The organism is Nocardioides daedukensis, assembly GCF_013408415.1.
Classification (GTDB): Bacteria; Actinomycetota; Actinomycetes; order Propionibacteriales; family Nocardioidaceae; genus Nocardioides; species Nocardioides daedukensis.
Genome location: NZ_JACCAA010000001.1, coordinates 181,103 through 198,474 on the forward strand (window position 1 = coordinate 181,103; position 17,372 = coordinate 198,474).

The 17,372-nt window shown below is 66.2% G+C and carries 15 protein-coding genes and 1 other annotated feature; of the genes, 12 read left to right on the forward strand and 3 right to left on the reverse strand.

The window, feature by feature from the left end; translation table 11 throughout:
* Positions 1–620 precede the first annotated feature (620 nt).
* The 10 genes from BJ980_RS19545 to BJ980_RS01010 all read left to right on the forward strand — a co-directional run bounded on the left by BJ980_RS19545 (position 621) and on the right by BJ980_RS01010 (position 12,554).
* A complete protein-coding gene (locus BJ980_RS19545; protein ID WP_425490265.1) occupies positions 621–710 on the forward strand; it encodes a potassium-transporting ATPase subunit F in 90 nt (29 codons plus the stop codon).
* The gene (gene kdpA / locus BJ980_RS00975; protein ID WP_179500577.1) at positions 710–2,368 is read left to right on the forward strand and encodes a potassium-transporting ATPase subunit KdpA; all 1,659 of its coding nucleotides are present in this window, start codon (positions 710–712) and stop codon (positions 2,366–2,368) included. Before BJ980_RS19545 ends, kdpA begins: the two co-directional genes overlap by 1 nt.
* A gap of 71 nt (positions 2,369–2,439) precedes the next feature.
* Positions 2,440–4,476, forward strand: coding sequence for a potassium-transporting ATPase subunit KdpB (gene kdpB, locus BJ980_RS00980; protein WP_425490349.1), 2,037 nt, complete (start codon positions 2,440–2,442; stop codon positions 4,474–4,476).
* A gap of 5 nt (positions 4,477–4,481) precedes the next feature.
* Positions 4,482–5,063, forward strand: coding sequence for a potassium-transporting ATPase subunit KdpC (kdpC, locus tag BJ980_RS00985; protein ID WP_179500579.1), 582 nt, complete (start codon positions 4,482–4,484; stop codon positions 5,061–5,063).
* Positions 5,064–5,340: 277 nt separating this feature from the next.
* The gene (locus tag BJ980_RS00990; protein WP_179500580.1) at positions 5,341–8,322 is read left to right on the forward strand and encodes a DUF4118 domain-containing protein; all 2,982 of its coding nucleotides are present in this window, start codon (positions 5,341–5,343) and stop codon (positions 8,320–8,322) included.
* Positions 8,277–9,002, forward strand: coding sequence for a response regulator (locus BJ980_RS00995; protein WP_343047616.1), 726 nt, complete (start codon positions 8,277–8,279; stop codon positions 9,000–9,002). Before BJ980_RS00990 ends, BJ980_RS00995 begins: the two co-directional genes overlap by 46 nt.
* A 660-nt stretch (positions 9,003–9,662) precedes the next feature.
* Entirely contained in the window at positions 9,663–10,070 is a 408-nt protein-coding gene (locus tag BJ980_RS01000) for a hypothetical protein (RefSeq protein WP_179500581.1), read from the forward strand.
* Between the two features lie 13 nt (positions 10,071–10,083).
* A complete protein-coding gene (locus BJ980_RS19550) occupies positions 10,084–10,515 on the forward strand; it encodes a transposase (protein ID WP_425490350.1) in 432 nt (143 codons plus the stop codon).
* The gene (locus tag BJ980_RS01005) at positions 10,433–11,512 is read left to right on the forward strand and encodes an IS30 family transposase (RefSeq protein WP_425490266.1); all 1,080 of its coding nucleotides are present in this window, start codon (positions 10,433–10,435) and stop codon (positions 11,510–11,512) included. The genes BJ980_RS19550 and BJ980_RS01005 overlap by 83 nt, the downstream gene beginning before the upstream one ends.
* Complete coding sequence (locus BJ980_RS01010) at positions 11,496–12,554, forward strand: IS3 family transposase (protein ID WP_179500583.1); 1,059 nt, start codon at positions 11,496–11,498, stop codon at positions 12,552–12,554. Before BJ980_RS01005 ends, BJ980_RS01010 begins: the two co-directional genes overlap by 17 nt.
* Positions 11,538–11,684: a sequence feature (AL1L pseudoknot), on the forward strand. (Overlaps the previous gene by 147 nt.)
* Positions 12,555–12,775: 221 nt before the next feature.
* Here the strand turns inward: BJ980_RS01010 and glnA are convergent.
* Positions 12,776–14,206, reverse strand: a complete 1,431-nt coding sequence (glnA, locus tag BJ980_RS01015) for a type I glutamate--ammonia ligase (protein ID WP_179500584.1) — start codon at positions 14,204–14,206, stop codon at positions 12,776–12,778.
* Between the two features lie 209 nt (positions 14,207–14,415).
* On the opposite strand from glnA, the gene BJ980_RS01020 reads away from it, so the two are divergent.
* Both BJ980_RS01020 and BJ980_RS01025 read left to right on the forward strand, forming a co-directional pair.
* Positions 14,416–14,814, forward strand: a complete 399-nt coding sequence (locus BJ980_RS01020; RefSeq protein WP_179500585.1) for an RDD family protein — start codon at positions 14,416–14,418, stop codon at positions 14,812–14,814.
* Between the two features lie 10 nt (positions 14,815–14,824).
* Complete coding sequence (locus BJ980_RS01025; RefSeq protein WP_179500586.1) at positions 14,825–15,649, forward strand: SCO4651 family lipoprotein; 825 nt, start codon at positions 14,825–14,827, stop codon at positions 15,647–15,649.
* A gap of 13 nt (positions 15,650–15,662) precedes the next feature.
* Here the strand turns inward: BJ980_RS01025 and BJ980_RS01030 are convergent, their stop codons facing one another.
* The gene (locus BJ980_RS01030; RefSeq protein WP_179500587.1) at positions 15,663–16,370 is read right to left on the reverse strand and encodes a DUF4191 domain-containing protein; all 708 of its coding nucleotides are present in this window, start codon (positions 16,368–16,370) and stop codon (positions 15,663–15,665) included.
* A gap of 19 nt (positions 16,371–16,389) precedes the next feature.
* Entirely contained in the window at positions 16,390–17,298 is a 909-nt protein-coding gene (lipA, locus tag BJ980_RS01035; protein ID WP_218855593.1) for a lipoyl synthase, read from the reverse strand.
* Positions 17,299–17,372: the final 74 nt, after the last annotated feature.

A 17,372-nucleotide genomic window follows, 5' to 3' on the forward strand; every position in this document is an offset into this window, starting at 1 on the left:
AATCTCTGCGCACGGCTGGAACGTCGTCGTCTTCCGCAACGGCCGCGGCGACCTGCACGCTGCCCGCTACCAACCACCCCGACGGAGTCGCACTCGGCCTAGGGGCCTGCCGGACATGAGACGTATCCAGGCGCACTGCGCTGCGCACCTCGCCGGAGCCGTCCCGAACGCAAGTCCGGCAACCGCTCGTTGCATTGGGAGTGCCGTACTGCGCTCGCAGTCCCAGCAAATAGCGGTCCTACGGACCTCGGCGTCCTGAGGCAGGGCGTCGTCGGTACAGACTCGAAGCGCCGATCCCTGCCACGACGGCAAGGATGATTGCCGTCATGAACGCGATCAGCACAGTATGCGTGCCCGCGGCGTGTTCCAGTCCTGATGCGCGCACACTGATGACGCCGCCGACGAAAACGACAAGGTAGACCGCCAGCCCCACGGCCGAGGAACGTCGCTGACGGTCAGGCACGTCTGGTGGGTGTTGCGGTTGTTGGTCGCGTGGCACAGCACCAGTGTGAGCGCCTACTGACCCATCTCGGCCCGTCGCGCAGCAATTGCGCGTCAATCCTGATTAAGACGACGTCAAGATCGCGGATGCACGGGCTACGTGGGTCTTTGCTTGGTCCATGAGTCTTGAGAGCGGACTGCTGATCGCCGCAGTCATTGGCATCGTCGTGTACCTATTGGCAGCCCTGATCCTTCCGGAGCGTTTCTAGTGTCTGACACCGTTTCCGGCCTGCTTTCGATCCTGGCCATGCTGCTGGTGCTGGTCCTGGCCTACCGCCCGCTGGGCGACTACATGGCGCGGACCTACGACAGCACCAAGCACCTACGGGTTGAGCGCCTTGTGTACCGCGTGACCGGGGTTCGCCCAGACGTCGAGCAGAGCCCGCGCTCGTATGCGATCAGCGTGGTCGGCTTCTCCGTCGTCAGCGTCGTGGCGTTGATGGCTATCCAGCTTGCGCAGGCGCACCTGCCGTTCAGCAGGGATCTGCCCGGTGTGCCGTTCTGGATGTCGTTCAATACCGCGGCCTCGTTCGTGGCCAACACCAACTGGCAGTCCTACGGCGGCGAGTCCACGCTCGGGTTCACCGTGCAGATGGCGGGCCTGGCGGTGCAGAACTTCATGTCGGCCGCGGTCGGGATGGCGGTCGCAGTTGCGTTGATCCGCGGCTTCGTGCGCACCCGCAACGGGACACTGGGCAACTTCTGGGTCGACCTGACCCGCGGCACGCTGCGGATCCTGCTCCCAATCGCCTTCGTCGGCGCCCTGCTGCTCATCGCCGGTGGCGTGATCCAGAACTTCGCCGATACCACTATGACCGCCCTCGCCGGGCACAGCCAGACCCTGACGGGCGGCCCGGTAGCCAGCCAGGAAGTCATCAAGCTTCTGGGCACCAACGGTGGGGGCTTCTTCAACGCCAACTCCGCCCACCCGTTCGAGAACCCCAACGGCTACACCAACCTCCTGGAGATCCTGCTCATCCTGCTCATCCCGGTGTGCCTGACCCGCACGCTTGGCACCATGCTCGGCAACCGCAAGCAGGGACTAGCGATTCTGGGCGCGATGGGCGTGCTCTACGCGTTCTCGCTGGCTGTGGTCACGGCCGCGGAGGTAGGAGCGCGCTCACAGGCCGCCCAGGCTGCCGGCGGGGCGATGGAAGGCAAGGAGACCCGGGTGGGGGAGTGGGCGACTGCCTTGTTCGCGGTGACCACCACCGGCACTTCGACGGGCGCGGTCAACGCCAGCCACGACTCGCTGACCCCGACCGGCGGCGGCATGGTGCTGGTCAACATGATGTTCGGCGAGGTCACACCCGGAGGTGTGGGCTCGGGCATCTACGGCATCTTGGTGCTGGCGATCGTGGCGGTCTTCATCGCTGGCCTCATGGTCGGGCGCACCCCGGAGTTCCTCGGCAAGAAGATCGGGTCGGGCCAGATGACCTATGTGGCGCTGTACATGCTCACCACCCCGGCCATCGTGCTCATCGGAACCGGCACGGCGATCGCGCTCGGCTCCACACCCGACGCCATGGGCAACCCCGGGGGGCACGGATTCAGCGAGGTGCTCTACGCCTACACCTCAGGCGCGAACAACAACGGCAGCGCCTTCGGCGGCATCACCGTCACCTCGGACTTCTTCCAGATCACCATCGCCCTGGCGATGCTGCTGGGTCGCCTGGTTCCGATCGTGCTGGTCCTACTCCTGGCCGGCTCGCTAGCGGAGCAGACGAAAGTCCCGACCACCGCGGGCACGCTGCCCACCCACAAACCGCTGTTCGTGACCCTGCTAGTGGGCGTAGTGATCATCTTCGCCGCCCTCACCTACTTCCCCGCCCTGTCACTCGGACCCATCGCTGAGGCACTCACATGAGCACCACCACTCCCACCACATCGCCCACTTCACCCGAACCGACCGAGCGGCCCGAGGACTCCTCGACGGGTCTGGTTCACAAGCCAGCCGCCAGCATGGGTCTGCGGATCATGGCCACCCAGGGCCTGCAGCAATTCCCGGAGGCCCTGCGCAAGCTCGACCCGCGTCACATGTGGCGCTCACCGGTGATGTTCCTGGTCGAGCTCGGCTCGCTCACCACCACCGTCATAGCTATCCTCGACCCCAGCACGTTCGCGGTGTCACTGGCCATCTGGCTCTGGCTGACGGTGATCTTCGGCAACCTCGCCGAGGCCGTCGCCGAGGGCCGCGGCAAGGCCCAAGCGGCCTCGCTTCGCGCCACGCGCAGCGACACCGTTGCCCGGCTGCTCGACGATTCCGGTGCTGAGACCGAGGTGCCCAGCACGCAGCTCAAGGTCGGTGACCGCGTCGTGGTCGAGGCCGGGCAAGTGATTCCCGGCGACGGCGACATCATCGAGGGCGTCGCGAGCGTGGACGAGTCCGCGATCACCGGCGAATCGGCTCCGGTGATTCGCGAGGCCGGCGGCGACCGCAGTGCAGTGACCGGTGGCACCAAGGTCCTCTCCGACCGCATCGTCGTCAAGATCACCGCAGCGGCGGGCGAGTCGTTCCTGGACAAAATGATCAGCTTGGTCGAGGGGACCTCGCGGCGCAAGACCCCCAACGAGATCGCGCTGTCGATCCTGCTGGTCAGCCTGACCCTGGTCTTCGTGGCCGCCGTCGCCACTTTGGCCCCGATGGCCAGCTACGCCGGTGCCCCTCAGGAGTTGGTGGTGCTGATCGCGCTGCTGGTCTGCCTGATCCCGACCACCATCGGCGCCCTGCTCTCAGCGATCGGCATCGCGGGCATGGACCGCCTGGTGCGGGTCAACGTGCTGGCCATGTCCGGCCGCGCGGTCGAGGCCGCCGGCGACGTCTCCACACTGCTACTGGACAAGACGGGCACCATCACCTACGGCAACCGGCAGGCCAGCGAGTTCCTCCCCGCACCGGGCACCAGCCCACAAGAGCTGCGAGACGCCGCCCGGCTCTCCAGTCTGGCCGACCAGACCCCCGAAGGCCGCTCGATCGTCGAGCTCGCCCTCACCCAGGGCGCCAACGACGGCGACCTCCCCCGCGGTGCGGCGTTCGTGAAGTTCACCGCCCAGACCCGCATGTCCGGGGTCGACCTCGCCGACGGCACCCAGATCCGCAAGGGCGCCGGCTCCGCCATAGCAGGCTGGCTGGGATCGAACCCCGACCCCGAGGTCAGCGACGCCATCGACGGCATCTCCCGCACGGGCGGCACTCCGCTGATCATCGGCCTCAAGGATGCGGCCGGCCGGACGACCGTGCTCGGCGTCGTACACCTCAAGGACGTGGTCAAACAGGGGATGACGGAACGGTTCGCCGAGCTGCGCTCGATGGGCATCCGCACGGTCATGATCACCGGCGACAACGCCCTGACCGCCCGGGCGATCGCCGAGGAGGCCGGCGTCGACGACTTCCTCGCCGAGGCCACCCCTGAGGACAAGATGGACTACATCCGCAAGGAACAGGCCGGCGGCCGGCTGGTCGCGATGACCGGCGACGGCACCAACGATGCCCCCGCCTTGGCGGCCGCCGACGTCGGGGTGGCGATGAACAGCGGCACGGCTGCCGCGAAAGAGGCCGGCAACATGGTCGACCTCGACTCCGACCCCACCAAGCTCATCGACATCGTCGAGATCGGCAAGCAACTGCTCATCACCCGCGGCGCTCTGACCACATTCTCGATCGCCAACGACATCGCGAAGTACTTCGCCATCATTCCGGCGATGTTCGTCGCGGCCTACCCCTCCCTCGAAGGGCTCAACGTCATGGGCCTGGCCACACCGCAGTCCGCGATCCTCTCCGCGGTCATCTTCAACGCCCTGATCATCGTGGCCCTGATCCCGCTCGCCTTACGCGGCGTCCGGTTCCGAGCTGCAGCAGCCACCGACGTGCTGCGTCGCAACATGCTGATCTTCGGCCTCGGCGGCGTCGTCGTCCCCTTCATCGGGATCAAGCTCATCGACCTGCTCGTCTCCACCATCCCAGGGATCGGCTGACCAATATGCTCAACGACATCGCACGCCAGTCACTGGCCGCACTGCGTATCCTGCTGACCTTCACCGTCATCCTCGGCGTTGCCTACCCGGTCACCGTGTGGGCTGCCGGGCAGGCCTTCGGAGACCGAGCCGACGGCCAGCCCATCACCATCGACGGACAAGTCGTCGGCTCGCGACTGCTCGGCCAGAACTTCCATGGCGAAGAGTGGTTCCACTCCCGACCCTCGGCCAACGACTACGACACCCTGGCGTCCGCACCCAGCAACCTCGGACCCTCCAACACCGACCTGCTCGCACTCATCAAGGAACGCCGCACCAGCATCGCCCAGACCGAGTCAGTCGAGGAGGACCAGGTGCCCCCTGACGCAGTCACTGCTTCTGGCTCGGGCCTGGACCCTCACATCTCGCCCGAGTACGCCGCCATCCAGGCTCCCCGCGTAGCCGAGGCCAACAGCCTCGACCTCGATCGGATCGAACAACTCATCGACGAGAACACCGACGGGCGCACCCTAGGGTTCCTGGGTGAGCCCGGTGTCAACGTGCTCGAGCTGAATCTCGCCGTCCAGGACGCCGCGCGGGACGCCTAGGGAGGATCGGAGGGGGCCGAGCAGCAGTGACCGGGCCATCCGTCATGGTGGAGACTGGCCGCCGGCGCGCACCCCAGGAGCCCAGGTCGAGCGTGAGAGTGCCTCCGTACCTCATTGGTCTTCGAGCGTTACCGTCACTGGTGACACCACGCTCCGTTCGCCCGTGAACCTACCGGCGGCGTCTCAGCGTCGTCCCGGCGAGAACGCGGGGTGTGCCTGTCCCGACTGGCCGACGTGCGGTGCTGCTCGGTCTAGTGATGAACAGAGACGAGGGATCATGGATCGAGGCAAACTGCGGGTCTACCTTGGCGCGGCGCCGGGTGTGGGCAAGACGTTCGCGATGCTGCAGGAGGGGCACCGCAGAGCAGATCGCGGCACCGACCTGGTGGTCGGATACGTCGAGAGCCACGCCCGCCCCACGACCACCCGAGCCGTCCAGGGCCTCGAGGTCATCCCGCGCCGCACCCTGGTCTACAAGGGGACCAGCCAGGAGGAGATGGACCTCGACGCGATCCTGCTGCGATCACCATCGGTCGTGCTGGTCGATGAGCTAGCGCACACCAATGTGCCCGGCAGTCGGCACGAGAAGCGGTGGCAGGACGTGCAGACGCTGCGTGAGGCCGGCATCGAGGTCATCTCGACCGTCAACATTCAGCACCTCGAATCGCTCAACGACGTCACCGAAGCCATCACCGGCATCCGACAGCGCGAAACGGTTCCCGACGACGTGGTCAGAGCGGCCGATCAAATCGAACTGGTCGACATGAGCCCCCAGGCCCTACGCCGGCGCATGGCCCACGGCAACATCTACACCGCGGACAAGGTCGATGCCGCCCTGTCGCAGTACTTCCGCGAGGGGAACCTGACCGCGCTACGGGAGCTAGCGCTCCTGTGGTTGGCTGACCGGGTCGAAGAAGGAATGGACCGCTACCGGGAGAAGCACCAGATCGACTCAACCTGGGCCACCAGGGAACGCATCATCGTCCCGGTCAGCGGGGGACCGGAGTCCAGCACCCTCATGCGGAGGGCCTCCAGGATCGCCTCACGCGCTGCCGCAGGGGAATGGTCCGCGCTTTATGTTGCCCGCCGCGACGGTCTCACCGGTGTCTCCCCAGACGTCCTCACCGGGCTGCGCCAGAAGGCCGAGCAGCTCGGCGGCACCTTCCACACCGTCGTCAGCGACGACCCCGCCGAGGGAATCCTCGACTTTGCTCGCGCCGAAAATGCCTCTCAGGTCGTGGTCGGGGCCAGTCGACGCGGTCGGATCTCCGCACTGCTCCGGCCAGGGGTCGGGGAACGTGTCGTCGCCGCGTCAGGCGATATCGACGTCCACATCGTCGCCCATGACTATTCTCGCGGGACGATGATCGGACCCCGTTCACCCGAGACGCTCAGTCGCCGGCGTCGCACGCTCGGCTACGTTTTCGGGGTCCTTACTCCCACCCTAGTCAGTCTCCTGCTGTGGCTGACCCACCAGTGGCACGGCCTGACCACCGAAGCTCTGATCCTCATGGTCGTCGTGGTCGCCACCGCGCTTGTCGGGGGACTGCTGCCTGCGGTAATCGCCGCGCTGGCCAGCGGGATACTGCTCAATCTGTTCTTCGTGCCACCCTTGTACGTCCTGACCATCAACGAGCCCGAGAACGCGCTAGCAATACTTCTGTTCGTCCTCGTCGGGGTCGCCGTCGCCACGGTCGTCGACAACGCCGCGCGGCGAACCAAACAGGCCATCAAGGCGCGCGCCGAGGCCGACGCGCTCACCGTTCTCTCACACAGCCTCCTCAACGCCACCGACGATCCCCAAGGGCTTCTCTCGTCTGCATGCGAGCTGTTCAATGCGCGCGGGGCTGCGATCATCCGCAGCAGCCGCACGGACACCGAGCCTGCCAGTGGCGGCAGCGGCGCCGACATGGGCAACGGGACCAACGGAGCCGAGACAGAGATCACAGCTCGCAGAGACGGCCCTGGTACTGGCGCCGAGCAGTCACACGGTGAGGGCGTCCCGCGGGTCGAGGTCCTCGCCAGCTGCGGAGAACCGCCGCTCACAATCGAGGCCGCCGACATGGTCGCCGACATCGACGACGTCACGGTCCTGGCGCTGGCAGGCACAAAACTGCCCGCCTCGCAGCGAGGTCTGCTCAACGCATACGCTGCCTACGCCAGGGTGATGACAGAGCGTCGTGCCGCGACCGCGGCCGAGGTCGAACGACTCCGGCTCACTGAGGTCGACCGGACCCGCACCGCTCTGCTGGCAGCGGTCTCCCACGACCTGCGCTCTCCACTCTCAGCGGTGAAGATGGCCGTCGACAGTCTGGGGGCACTCGACGTCACCTGGTCCGAGGAAGACAAGGCGGACTTCCTGGAGACCATCCGTGAAGCCACCGAGCGGCTCATCACCTTGGTCAACAACCTGCTGGACATGAGTCGCATCCACACCGGATCGATCCGCGCCGCCGTCAGCGAGATCTCGCTGGCCCGCGCGGTCCGCAACAGCCTGGTCCCACTCGATGGCGGCGTCAGGATCCAGGTCGACATCGACGAGGAGCTCGTAGTGCTGGCCGATCCAGGCCTGCTCGACCGGGTCTTGGCCAATATCGCGGAGAACGCCCTGAAGTACACACCCGACCAGGCGACGATCACCATCGACGCCGCCCCCGTCGGGTCGGATAGGGTCGCTCTGCGAATTGCCGACACCGGGCCCGGCGTGCGAGATCGTGACCACGACAGGCTGTTCGCCCCCTTCCAACGCCTCGGTGACGTGCCCGGCCAAGACGGGGTAGGACTGGGGCTCGCGGTGGCTCGAGGACTCCTCGAGGCCATCGGTGGCACCGTGACCACCGAGGACACACCCGGCGGCGGACTCACCTTTCTCCTGGAGCTACGCAGACCACCAGACCCACCACACGACCACCCATCAGAGATCGGCGAGGACCCTGCAGCAGCGCGTCTTAACCCAGAAGGTGGGGGATCGCAGGCGAACGTAGCGTTCCCGGACGCAGCAGACCCGGATGGAAGGGGGCCGGATGCGGAAGGGCTCAGCCAACACGCCTCTCATTCCAAGCAGCGGACCGAGTCAGACCGTGCTGCAGAAGAACGCGCCGGGGCAGGACCCGAACGAGACACTCTGTCGGGGCCAAAGAATCAGCAGACCCAGCATCCCGGGAAGAGCCAGGCTCAAAGGCATGTAGGACACGACAAGGCTGAGGGCAGAGCTTGCGACACGAGAAGCTCCCGGCCGCCGGAAGGAGAAACACCATGACCTTCGTGCTCGTTGTCGACGACGATCCGGCAATTCGCCGCACCCTGTCGGTCAACCTCCGGGCGCGAGGCTATGAGGTCGAGACCGCCGGTGATGGCCGCTCGGCGCTGCAAATAGTCGGCGAACGAATGCCCGACGCGATCCTGCTCGACCTCGGTCTCCCTGACGTCGACGGGGTCGCCGTGCTAGCCAAGCTGCGCACCTTCACCGCCGTCCCGGTCGTGGTTGTTTCGGCGCGTACCGAGTCCGACGACAAGGTCGAAGCTCTCGACCTCGGAGCGGACGACTACGTCAGCAAGCCGTTCTCACTCGAGGAGCTGCTCGCACGCGTGAGGGTGGCAACCCGCCGCAGCGCCGTCGCATCACCGTCACTGCGCCTCGAGATCGACGATCTGGTCCTAGACGTCACCGACTCTCGAGCTAGCCGCGACGGAGAGGTCATCCATCTGACCCCGACCGAGTGGAAGCTCGTGGAGTACCTCGCCCGCCGCCGCGGTCGGCTGGTCCGACAATCTGAGCTCCTCCAGGCGGTGTGGGGCCCAAGCTACGAGCGCCACAGCAACTACCTCCGCGTTCACCTGTCAGCGATACGACACAAGCTCGAACGCGACCCTGCCAACCCCACATTGTTCATCACCGAGCCTGGAATGGGCTACCGGTTCGCTCCCGAGACGAGCTAACCGCCGCACTGCAGCGCCTTTTGCATGCATACAGCCATCTCGGAAGTGGGGTCAGGCCGGCCGCTCTCGGCGCCGCGACAATACCGCGTCAACGGCCGCCAATCCTTCGTTAAGCCTGGCGCTCACGTCCGTTTCGGTGCCTACCGTGAAGCGGTGACGTACCACGGCCTCGACACCTCTCGCCACCGCTCCGAGCCGGTGACGGCGTTGAGGATTGACACTCGGCCGCGACCGTCGCAGGGCTCGCAGCACGCCCTGTCGTCCAGCGCAACCGGGGCATACGCTGCACCCGATCATCGCGCGCTGGACGACGGGCGAGAAGGCCTCTCTCTGGGCGCGGTTGCCCCTCCCAACACACGCGTCGGCCCAGCCCTTGCGCTGTGGGCGTCGCACAGCGACCTTGCCGTCTCAGTTGCCGCCGACCCGTGTCCCACCAGCCCGCGGAGCTTTAGGGCCGTAACCGCCCTGGACTCGCCCGCGCCTGACTTAGCGGGTGGGCTGGTCGACGCCGAAGCAATGTCGATACCGACCCGGGTCCCGGCGTGGGCTCGCCTCCTGCCGTTGCGCCGCGCAGCGGCGGACACCGAGGAGATTCGCCCCCACCTGCCCCAGACGCGCCGGTCCGAGCCAGCGCCAGTCGCGCTCGCGCTCCTCGCGCGAGTGGACGAGGATGCCTGCCACGCGGTCGACATAGCTGCGGGATTGGCGCCGACCGTGGTCGCGGTCCACGCCTGCAACTCGGCAACGCCTTCGGCGAGCGCTCGGTTCGTGCACGATTGGGAGGCTTCCGATCTGGATGTGCGGCTGGTGCTGATAGCCGCCGATCCCGGCTGCCTCGGCGTCGAGGTGGCCGACTACATCGCACGACAGTTCACGCATCGGCAAGTGCACGTCGTCCTCTGCGCCACTCCTTCCGCAGCCGAGTACCTTCCTGCCAGCGCGGATCTCGCCGCCCGGAAGACCGCTCAGCTCGAGCGGGTGAATCGCCCCGGGTCTGATGGAGGCTCTCAATCCATGGAGGATGAGAGTCATGGCAGCACCCAGGAAGTACCCCGACGAGTTGCGTGAGCGGGCCACCCGGATGGCGGTGGAGCTGCGGCAGGACCCGGCGACGAAGCAGGGCGCGATCGCTCGGGTGGCTGAGCAGCTCGGGATGCACCCGGAGACCCTGCGCAACTGGGTCCGCCAGGCCGAGATCGACGGTGGCGTCCGCCCGGGTACCACGACCAGTGACGCGCAGCGGCTGGCCGAACTCGAGCGCGAGAACCGCGAGCTGCGGCGGGCCAACCACATGGCGGAATCAACCGGTGAGCGCAACGGTCCTGTGACACTTCGTAGTCACGCGACCAAGGAGCGCTCTGATGGCAGGGATCCTCACGCACGAACAGAAGCAGCTGGCGTTCCGACTTCACGCGCGGGGGTGGCGCCTCGTGGACATCGCACGCGAGATCGGCTGCAGCGCACCGATGGTGGGCTTGATGGTCCGCGCCGGGCGGTTCACGACGGGCGTTGAGGACCCGTGGCAACCGCGGCTGGGTTGTCTCGGCATCGCCGAGCGTGAGGACATCCTGGTGGGCCTTCGTGCTGGGGCTTCGCTTGCCGAGATCGGCCGGAGACTCGGGCGAGCGACGTCGACGATCAGCCGAGAGGTGAACGCCAACGGCGGCCGCCCGGGCTACTCCGCGTGGCGTGCTCACCAGCGGGCGCGAAGCGAAGCGCGCCGCCCCAAGGACTGCAGGCTCCAACAGGGTCGGCTGCACGACGAGGTCGGCCGCCGGCTACAGGAGCTGTGGTCGCCCGATGAGATCGCTCGCCGCTTACCGTTGGACTTCCCCGACGATCCGGAGATGCGGGTGAGCCACGAGACCATCTATCAGTCGCTCTACGTCCAAGGCCGGGGCGAGTTGCGCCGTGAACTGGCCCGCTGCCTGCGCTCGGGACGCACCGCACGCAAGCAGCGCGGCACCCCCGACGGGCGCGGCAGGATCCCCGGCATGGTGATGATCTCCCAACGCCCGCCCGAGGTCGCTGATCGCGCCGTCGCAGGGCATTGGGAAGGTGACCTGATCCTGGGCGAGAACGGTCGCAGCGCCGTGGGCACCCTGGTCGAACGCACCACCCGGCTCGTCCTCCTGCTTCACCTCGAGGGAGGTCGCGCCGCAGTCAACGTCGAGGCCGCGATGCGTAAGGCGATCGCCACCCTGCCTGACGAGCTCAAGCGCTCGATCACCTGGGACCAGGGGGCGGAGATGTCGACGCACGTCAGCTTCACCATGGCCACTGGGATCCCGATCTATTTCTGTGACCCGCACTCGCCCTGGCAGCGAGGCTCGAACGAGAACACCAATGGGCTCCTGCGCCAGTACCTGCCCAAGGGCACCGACCTGTCCGTGCATACGGCTGCAGATCTGCAACGGATCCAGCGCAGCCTCAATGACCGACCTCGCAAGACCCTCGAGTACATGACACCATCAGAGGCCTACGCACAGGTCATTGCGGCCACCGGTTGATTCCGCCCATTCTGAAGACCTCGGCGGCTTTCTTCGCGGCGGAGCTCGACCGCCCCACGAACAAGTAGTCGCCTACATCGACGCCCACCGCCACGACGTGGTCGATGGGCGCGAGGTCGGGGTCGAGCCGATCTGCGCGGTGTTGAAGAACGCCGGCGTGCAGATCGCCCCGAGCAGCTACTACGCCGCCAAGACCAGGCCTGTCTCGGCACGCGCGATCCGCGACGCCGACCTCGTCGAGGACATCAAGACAGCCCACAAGGCCAACCTCGGCGTCTACGGCGCAAGGAAGATCCACGCCGAGCTCAACCGCGAGGGCATCCGCGTCGCCCGCTGCACCGTCGAGCGCCTGATGAGGGCCGAGGGCCTGCGCGGGATCCCGCGGGAGAAGTCCCGCAAGACCACCATCGGTGACGGTGCTGAGACCGAGCAACCCGAGGATCTGGTGAAGCGGAAGTTCGTCGCGAGCGCACCGAACCAGCTCTGGGTCGCGGACCTGACCTACGTCAGAACGCACGCGGGCTGGACCTACGTCGCGTTCGTCCTCGACGTCTTCAGCCGGATGATCGTGGGCTGGCAGGTGTCCACCTCACTGCGCACCGACCTCGCACTCGACGCCCTCGACATGGGCCTGTGGAACCGGCAACGAGCGGGTCGGGACGTCACCGGTCTGACGCATCATTCGGACCGTGGAGTCCAGTATCGAGCGATTCGATACACCGAGCGGCTCGCCGAAGCAGAGGCCGTCGCATCGGTCGGATCCAAGGGCGATTCCTATGACAACGCGATGGCCGAGGCACTCAACTCGCTGTTCAAGGCCGAGTGCATCCGGAACCCGGTGATGCGTCCGAAGGGCGGCTGGAAGAGCGTCGGTGATGTCGAGATCGCGGTCGCTGAATACGTCGACTGGTTCAACCACCGACGCCTTCACGGCGAGATCGGCCTCGTCCCGCCCGCCGAGTTCGAGGCCAGCCACTGGGCCAAGCACAACGTCACCGACTACGTTGAAACACCTGTCCCGACCGGGGCTCGTTCCAAGTAACCGAGCCTCCACGAAACCCGGGGCGATTCAAAGAGTCCCCTGAGGACCGTGTGGCAGGAGATGGCGCTACCCAAATTTGTACCGGATTTGTAACAGACGAGCGGCTACCAACAGCAAACGCCGCCGAACGACCAAAAGGTCGCTCGGCGGCGTTTGTGCAGGTCAGCGGCTGTTCTTTGCGGTCGTTCGGCGTTGCTAAATGACCGCAGCCGGAGGCCCGGTTAGATGTCGTAGTACAGCTCGAACTCGTGCGGGTGCGGACGCTGCTGCACCGGCGCGATCTCCTGCGTGCGCTTGTAGTCGATCCAGGTCTCGAGCAGGTCGGGGGTGAAGACATTCCCGACGGTGAGGAAGTCCTGGTCCTCCTCCAGTGCGAGCAGCACGGCGTCGAGTGTGGTCGGCACCTGGGCGATGTCGGCCATCTCGTCCGGCGGCAGCTCGTAGATGTCCTTGTCGATCGGGTCGGCCGGCTCGATCTTGTTCTTGATGCCGTCGAGCCCGGCCAGCAGGAGCGCGGAGAATGCGAGGTAGGGGTTCGCCGACGGGTCGGGGCACCGGAACTCGATGCGCTTGGCCTTCGGGTTCGAGCCCGTGATCGGGATCCGGACGCAGGCCGAGCGGTTGCGCTGGGAGTAGACCAGCGAGATCGGGGCCTCGAAACCCGGAACCAGGCGGTGGTAGGAGTTCACCGTCGGGTTGGTGAAGGCCAGCAGCGCCGGAGCGTGCTTCAGGATGCCGCCGATGTAGTAGCGCGCCATGTCGGACAGGCCGCCATAACCGGTCTCGTCATAGAACAGGGGCTCGCCCTCGTTCCAGATCGACTGGTGCACGTGCATGCCGGAGCCGTTGTCACCGAAGATCGGCTTGGGCATGAAGGTCGCGGTCTTGCCGTTGCGCCACGCGACGTTCTTGATGATGTACTTGAACTTCATCACGTCGTCGGCGGCCTTGAGCAGCTCGTCGAACTTGTAGTTGATCTCTGCCTGGCCGGCGGTGCCGACCTCGTGGTGGGCACGCTCGACCAGCAGGCCGGACTTCTCCAGCTCGATGACCATCTCGTCGCGGAGCTCACCGAAGTGGTCATAGGGGGCGACCGGGAAGTAGCCACCCTTGTACTTCACCTTGTAGCCGCGGTTCGGGCTCTCCTCGGTGCCGACCTTGCCCGAGTTCCAGGCACCGGCCTCGGAGTCGATGTGATAGAAGCCCTCGTTGGCGCCGGTCGCGAAGCGGACCTTGTCGAACACGTAGAACTCGGCCTCGGGGGCGAAGAATGCCTTGTCACCGATGCCGGTGCTGGCCATGTAGGCCATCGCCTTGCGGGCAATGTTGCGCGGGTCGCGTGAGTAGGCCTCGCCCGTGATCGGGTCGTGGATGAAGAAGTTCACGACCAGGGTCTTGGCGACCCGGAACGGGTCGAGGTAGGCCGTGGTCGGGTCCGGGTAGAGCTGCATGTCGGACTCGTGGATGGCCTGGAAGCCCCGGATCGAGGAACCGTCGAAGCCCAGGCCGTCATCGAAGACGGACTGGTCGAACGAGGAAACCGGGATGGTGAAGTGCTGCATGACCCCGGGAAGGTCACAGAACCGAACGTCGACCATCTCGACCTTCTCGTCCTTGAGGTACTTCAGCAACTCGTCGCTATTTGCGAACATTCGTCCTCCTTGGCCGCCGTCATCCGAGGCGACCGCAAATGGATGCGGATTTGTAGTTCTCGATGCGGCACTGCACCAGGAAGTTGTCCAGATCGTAGAACCTGGCAGTTTCCTGACCGTATCCGGTTTGTTTCGTCCATGTAACAGCGGTCCCTGAACAAACTACCCCGCGACCGGGGCCGGAAGCCTCTCGCAGGTAGGGTTCGGACGTGCAGCAAACCGCCTCCTGGCTCCAACGCGTGGCCGCCCTGTTCATCGACTGGATCGCCTGCACCCTCGTGGTGATGTTCATCCTCGGCGCCGACGGATTCAGCGAGAACCAGGCCTCCGGGTTCTATGTCTTGCTCGCCTTCGTCCTCGAGACTGCCTTCTTCACAGGCCTGATGGGCGGCTCCTTCGGCAAGCTCCTCGTGCGTCTGCGCACGGTCCGCGCCGATGGAAAGGGCTATCCGACGTTGCTGCGCGCCCTGGTGCGCCAGGTGATGGTCGCCCTGCTGATCCCTCCGCTGGTCTTCCGCCCCGATGGCCGCGGTCTGCATGACATGGCCGCCGGCACCGTCACGGTTCGACTGAAGAACATCGCCACCAACCTTGGCGCCCGCGGCTAGGTTGTTGGCCATGCGTCTCACCCGCCCCCTGGCCTCCGCGGCCGTGGCCTCCTCACTCGTGCTCGCCATGTCCGCCTGCGGGCCGGACGAATCCGATGAGACGTCGGGGCAGCCGGTCAACCGGCCGAGCGCGAGCAGCGACGTGGCGCCAGCCGGGCAGAAGGTCGACACCCGCGAGTTCGCCACCCTGATCGCGGACGCCTTCGGCAAGGATGACACGGCCGACATGTCGATGCAGTTGATCAGCAACGGCTATGTCACCGAGGCCGAGGGCCAGATCGACTACTCCGCCAAGACGCCCCGGATGGCGATGACCATGTCGGTCCCGGCTTCCGGCCAGGGCGACATGAGGACGGTCGTGGTCGACAACACGATGTACGTCGCCCTGCCCACCGGCGGCAAGGAGGCGAGCGAGGTCTACTACGAGCTGGATCTGCGCGACGAGGACAACCCGTTGGTCAAGCAGCTCGGCGGCCTCTCCTCCTTCGACCCGAAGTCATCGGTCGAGGTCTTCGCCCAGGGCCTGGAAGAGGTGCTCCTGGTCGGCAACGATTCCGTCGAGGGCGTCCCGACCAAGCACTACGTCGTGACCACCAGCACCGAGGGCCTCGGCGATCTCGGGGTGGAGGAGTCGGGCGGCGAGCTGCCGCCCAGCGTCACCTATGACGTCTGGCTCGACGACAAGGGTCGCCTGGCAAAGATGGAGTCAGAGTTCGAGGGACAGGGCTCGATGAAGCTGACCATGAGCAACTGGGGCGGCAAGGTGGACATCGCCGCTCCTCCGGCCGATCAGGTCCAGCCCTATCCCAGCGAGAGCGCCAGCCCGACGCCCTGAGCTCGACCGGGGCTCAGCGCCCGCGCAGGTTGCCGCGCTGGCCCTTCATGCTGGTCGGCATCGGACCCTTGGGGATCGGCGTGTTGCCGCGGGTTGCGTCCAGGGCGCGCAGTCGGCCGAGTACGTCGGTCATCTGGGCACCCTTGATGTTCTTGCCCAGCTTGGTGACGTGCTTGAGCAGCTTGTTCAGCGGGACCTGACCCTCGCCATCGCCGCAGACGACCTCGTGGATCGGGGTGTCGGGGCAGACACGGGAATGCTTGCGACGCTCGTTGATCAGCAGCTGCTTGACGCGAGTGGGGGAGCCCTCGCCGACCAGGACGATGCCGGGAGGACCCACGACGCGGTGGACGACGTCCTGCTGCTTGGTGAAGCCCACGGCCGGCTCGGTCTTCCATCCGCGGCGCAGCATGCCGAGAGCCGCAGCGGCGGCGCCGGGCTGGCCGTTCATCTGGTTGAACGCGGCGGCCTGGGCACGACGACCGAAGATGATCATCATCGCCAGGAAGCCGATCAGCAGACCACCGACCACGCTGAGGACGAGACCGAGCACACCTGAGCCGGGCAGGATCCAGAAGATGCCGAAGCCGACGGCGAAGCCCAGGAGGAAGGCCCCGAGCATCCACAGCCCGATCCTGGTGTCGCTCTTCCGAGCCATCTTGTAGGTCTGGACGAGCTGCTGGCGACGGCTCAACTTCTCGGGGGGAACAGGAGTCGACATGGGTGGTGAGGCCTTCTTGTCAGGATGCGGATGCGGTGGAGCGATTCTCCAGCGCCTGACGGTACAGCCGTCCGGCGCGGTAGGACGAACGGACCAGTGGTCCGGACAGGACGCCCGAGAACCCGATGTCCTCCGCCTCCTCCGAGAGCTCGACGAACTCCTGGGGCTTGACCCAGCGCTCGACGGGGTGGTGACGCACCGAGGGACGGAGATACTGGGTGATCGTGATCAGCTCACACCCGGCGTCGTGGAGGTCCTGCAGCGCCTGTGAGATCTCCTCGCGGGTCTCACCCATGCCCAGGATCAGGTTGGACTTGGTGACCAGGCCGAACGCTCGAGCCTGGGTGATCACGTCGAGGGAGCGGTCGTAGCGGAAAGCAGGACGGATCCGCTTGAAGATCCGGGGCACCGTCTCCACGTTGTGGGCCAGCACCTCGGGACGGCTCTCGAAGACCTCCTGGAGGAGGTCAGGCTTGCCGTTGAAGTCAGGGATCAGGTTCTCGACACCGGTGCCGGGGTTGAGCTCATGGATCTTCCGCACGGTCTCGGCATAGAGCCACGCTCCACCGTCGGGAAGATCGTCGCGAGCGACGCCGGTGATGGTGGCATACTTGAGCTCCATCTTCTGGACGCTCTCGGCCACACGTCGCGGCTCGTCGCGGTCCAGCGGCGACGGCTTCCCGGTGTCGATCTGGCAGAAGTCACAGCGACGGGTGCACTGCTCGCCGCCGATCAGGAAGGTTGCCTCGCGGTCTTCCCAGCACTCGAAGATGTTCGGGCAGCCGGCCTCTTGGCAGACCGTGTGCAGGCCCTCGCTCTTCACGAGCTTCATCAGCTCGTTGTATTCGGGGCCCATCTTGGCCTTGGTCTTGATCCACTCCGGCTTGCGCTCGATCGGGGTCTCCGCGTTGCGCACCTCGAGCCGCAGGAGCTTGCGACCGTTCGGAGCAGTGGGTGACTCGGGGCCCGCGGGTGTGGCCGAGTTCTGGGCGGCAGGAGCTT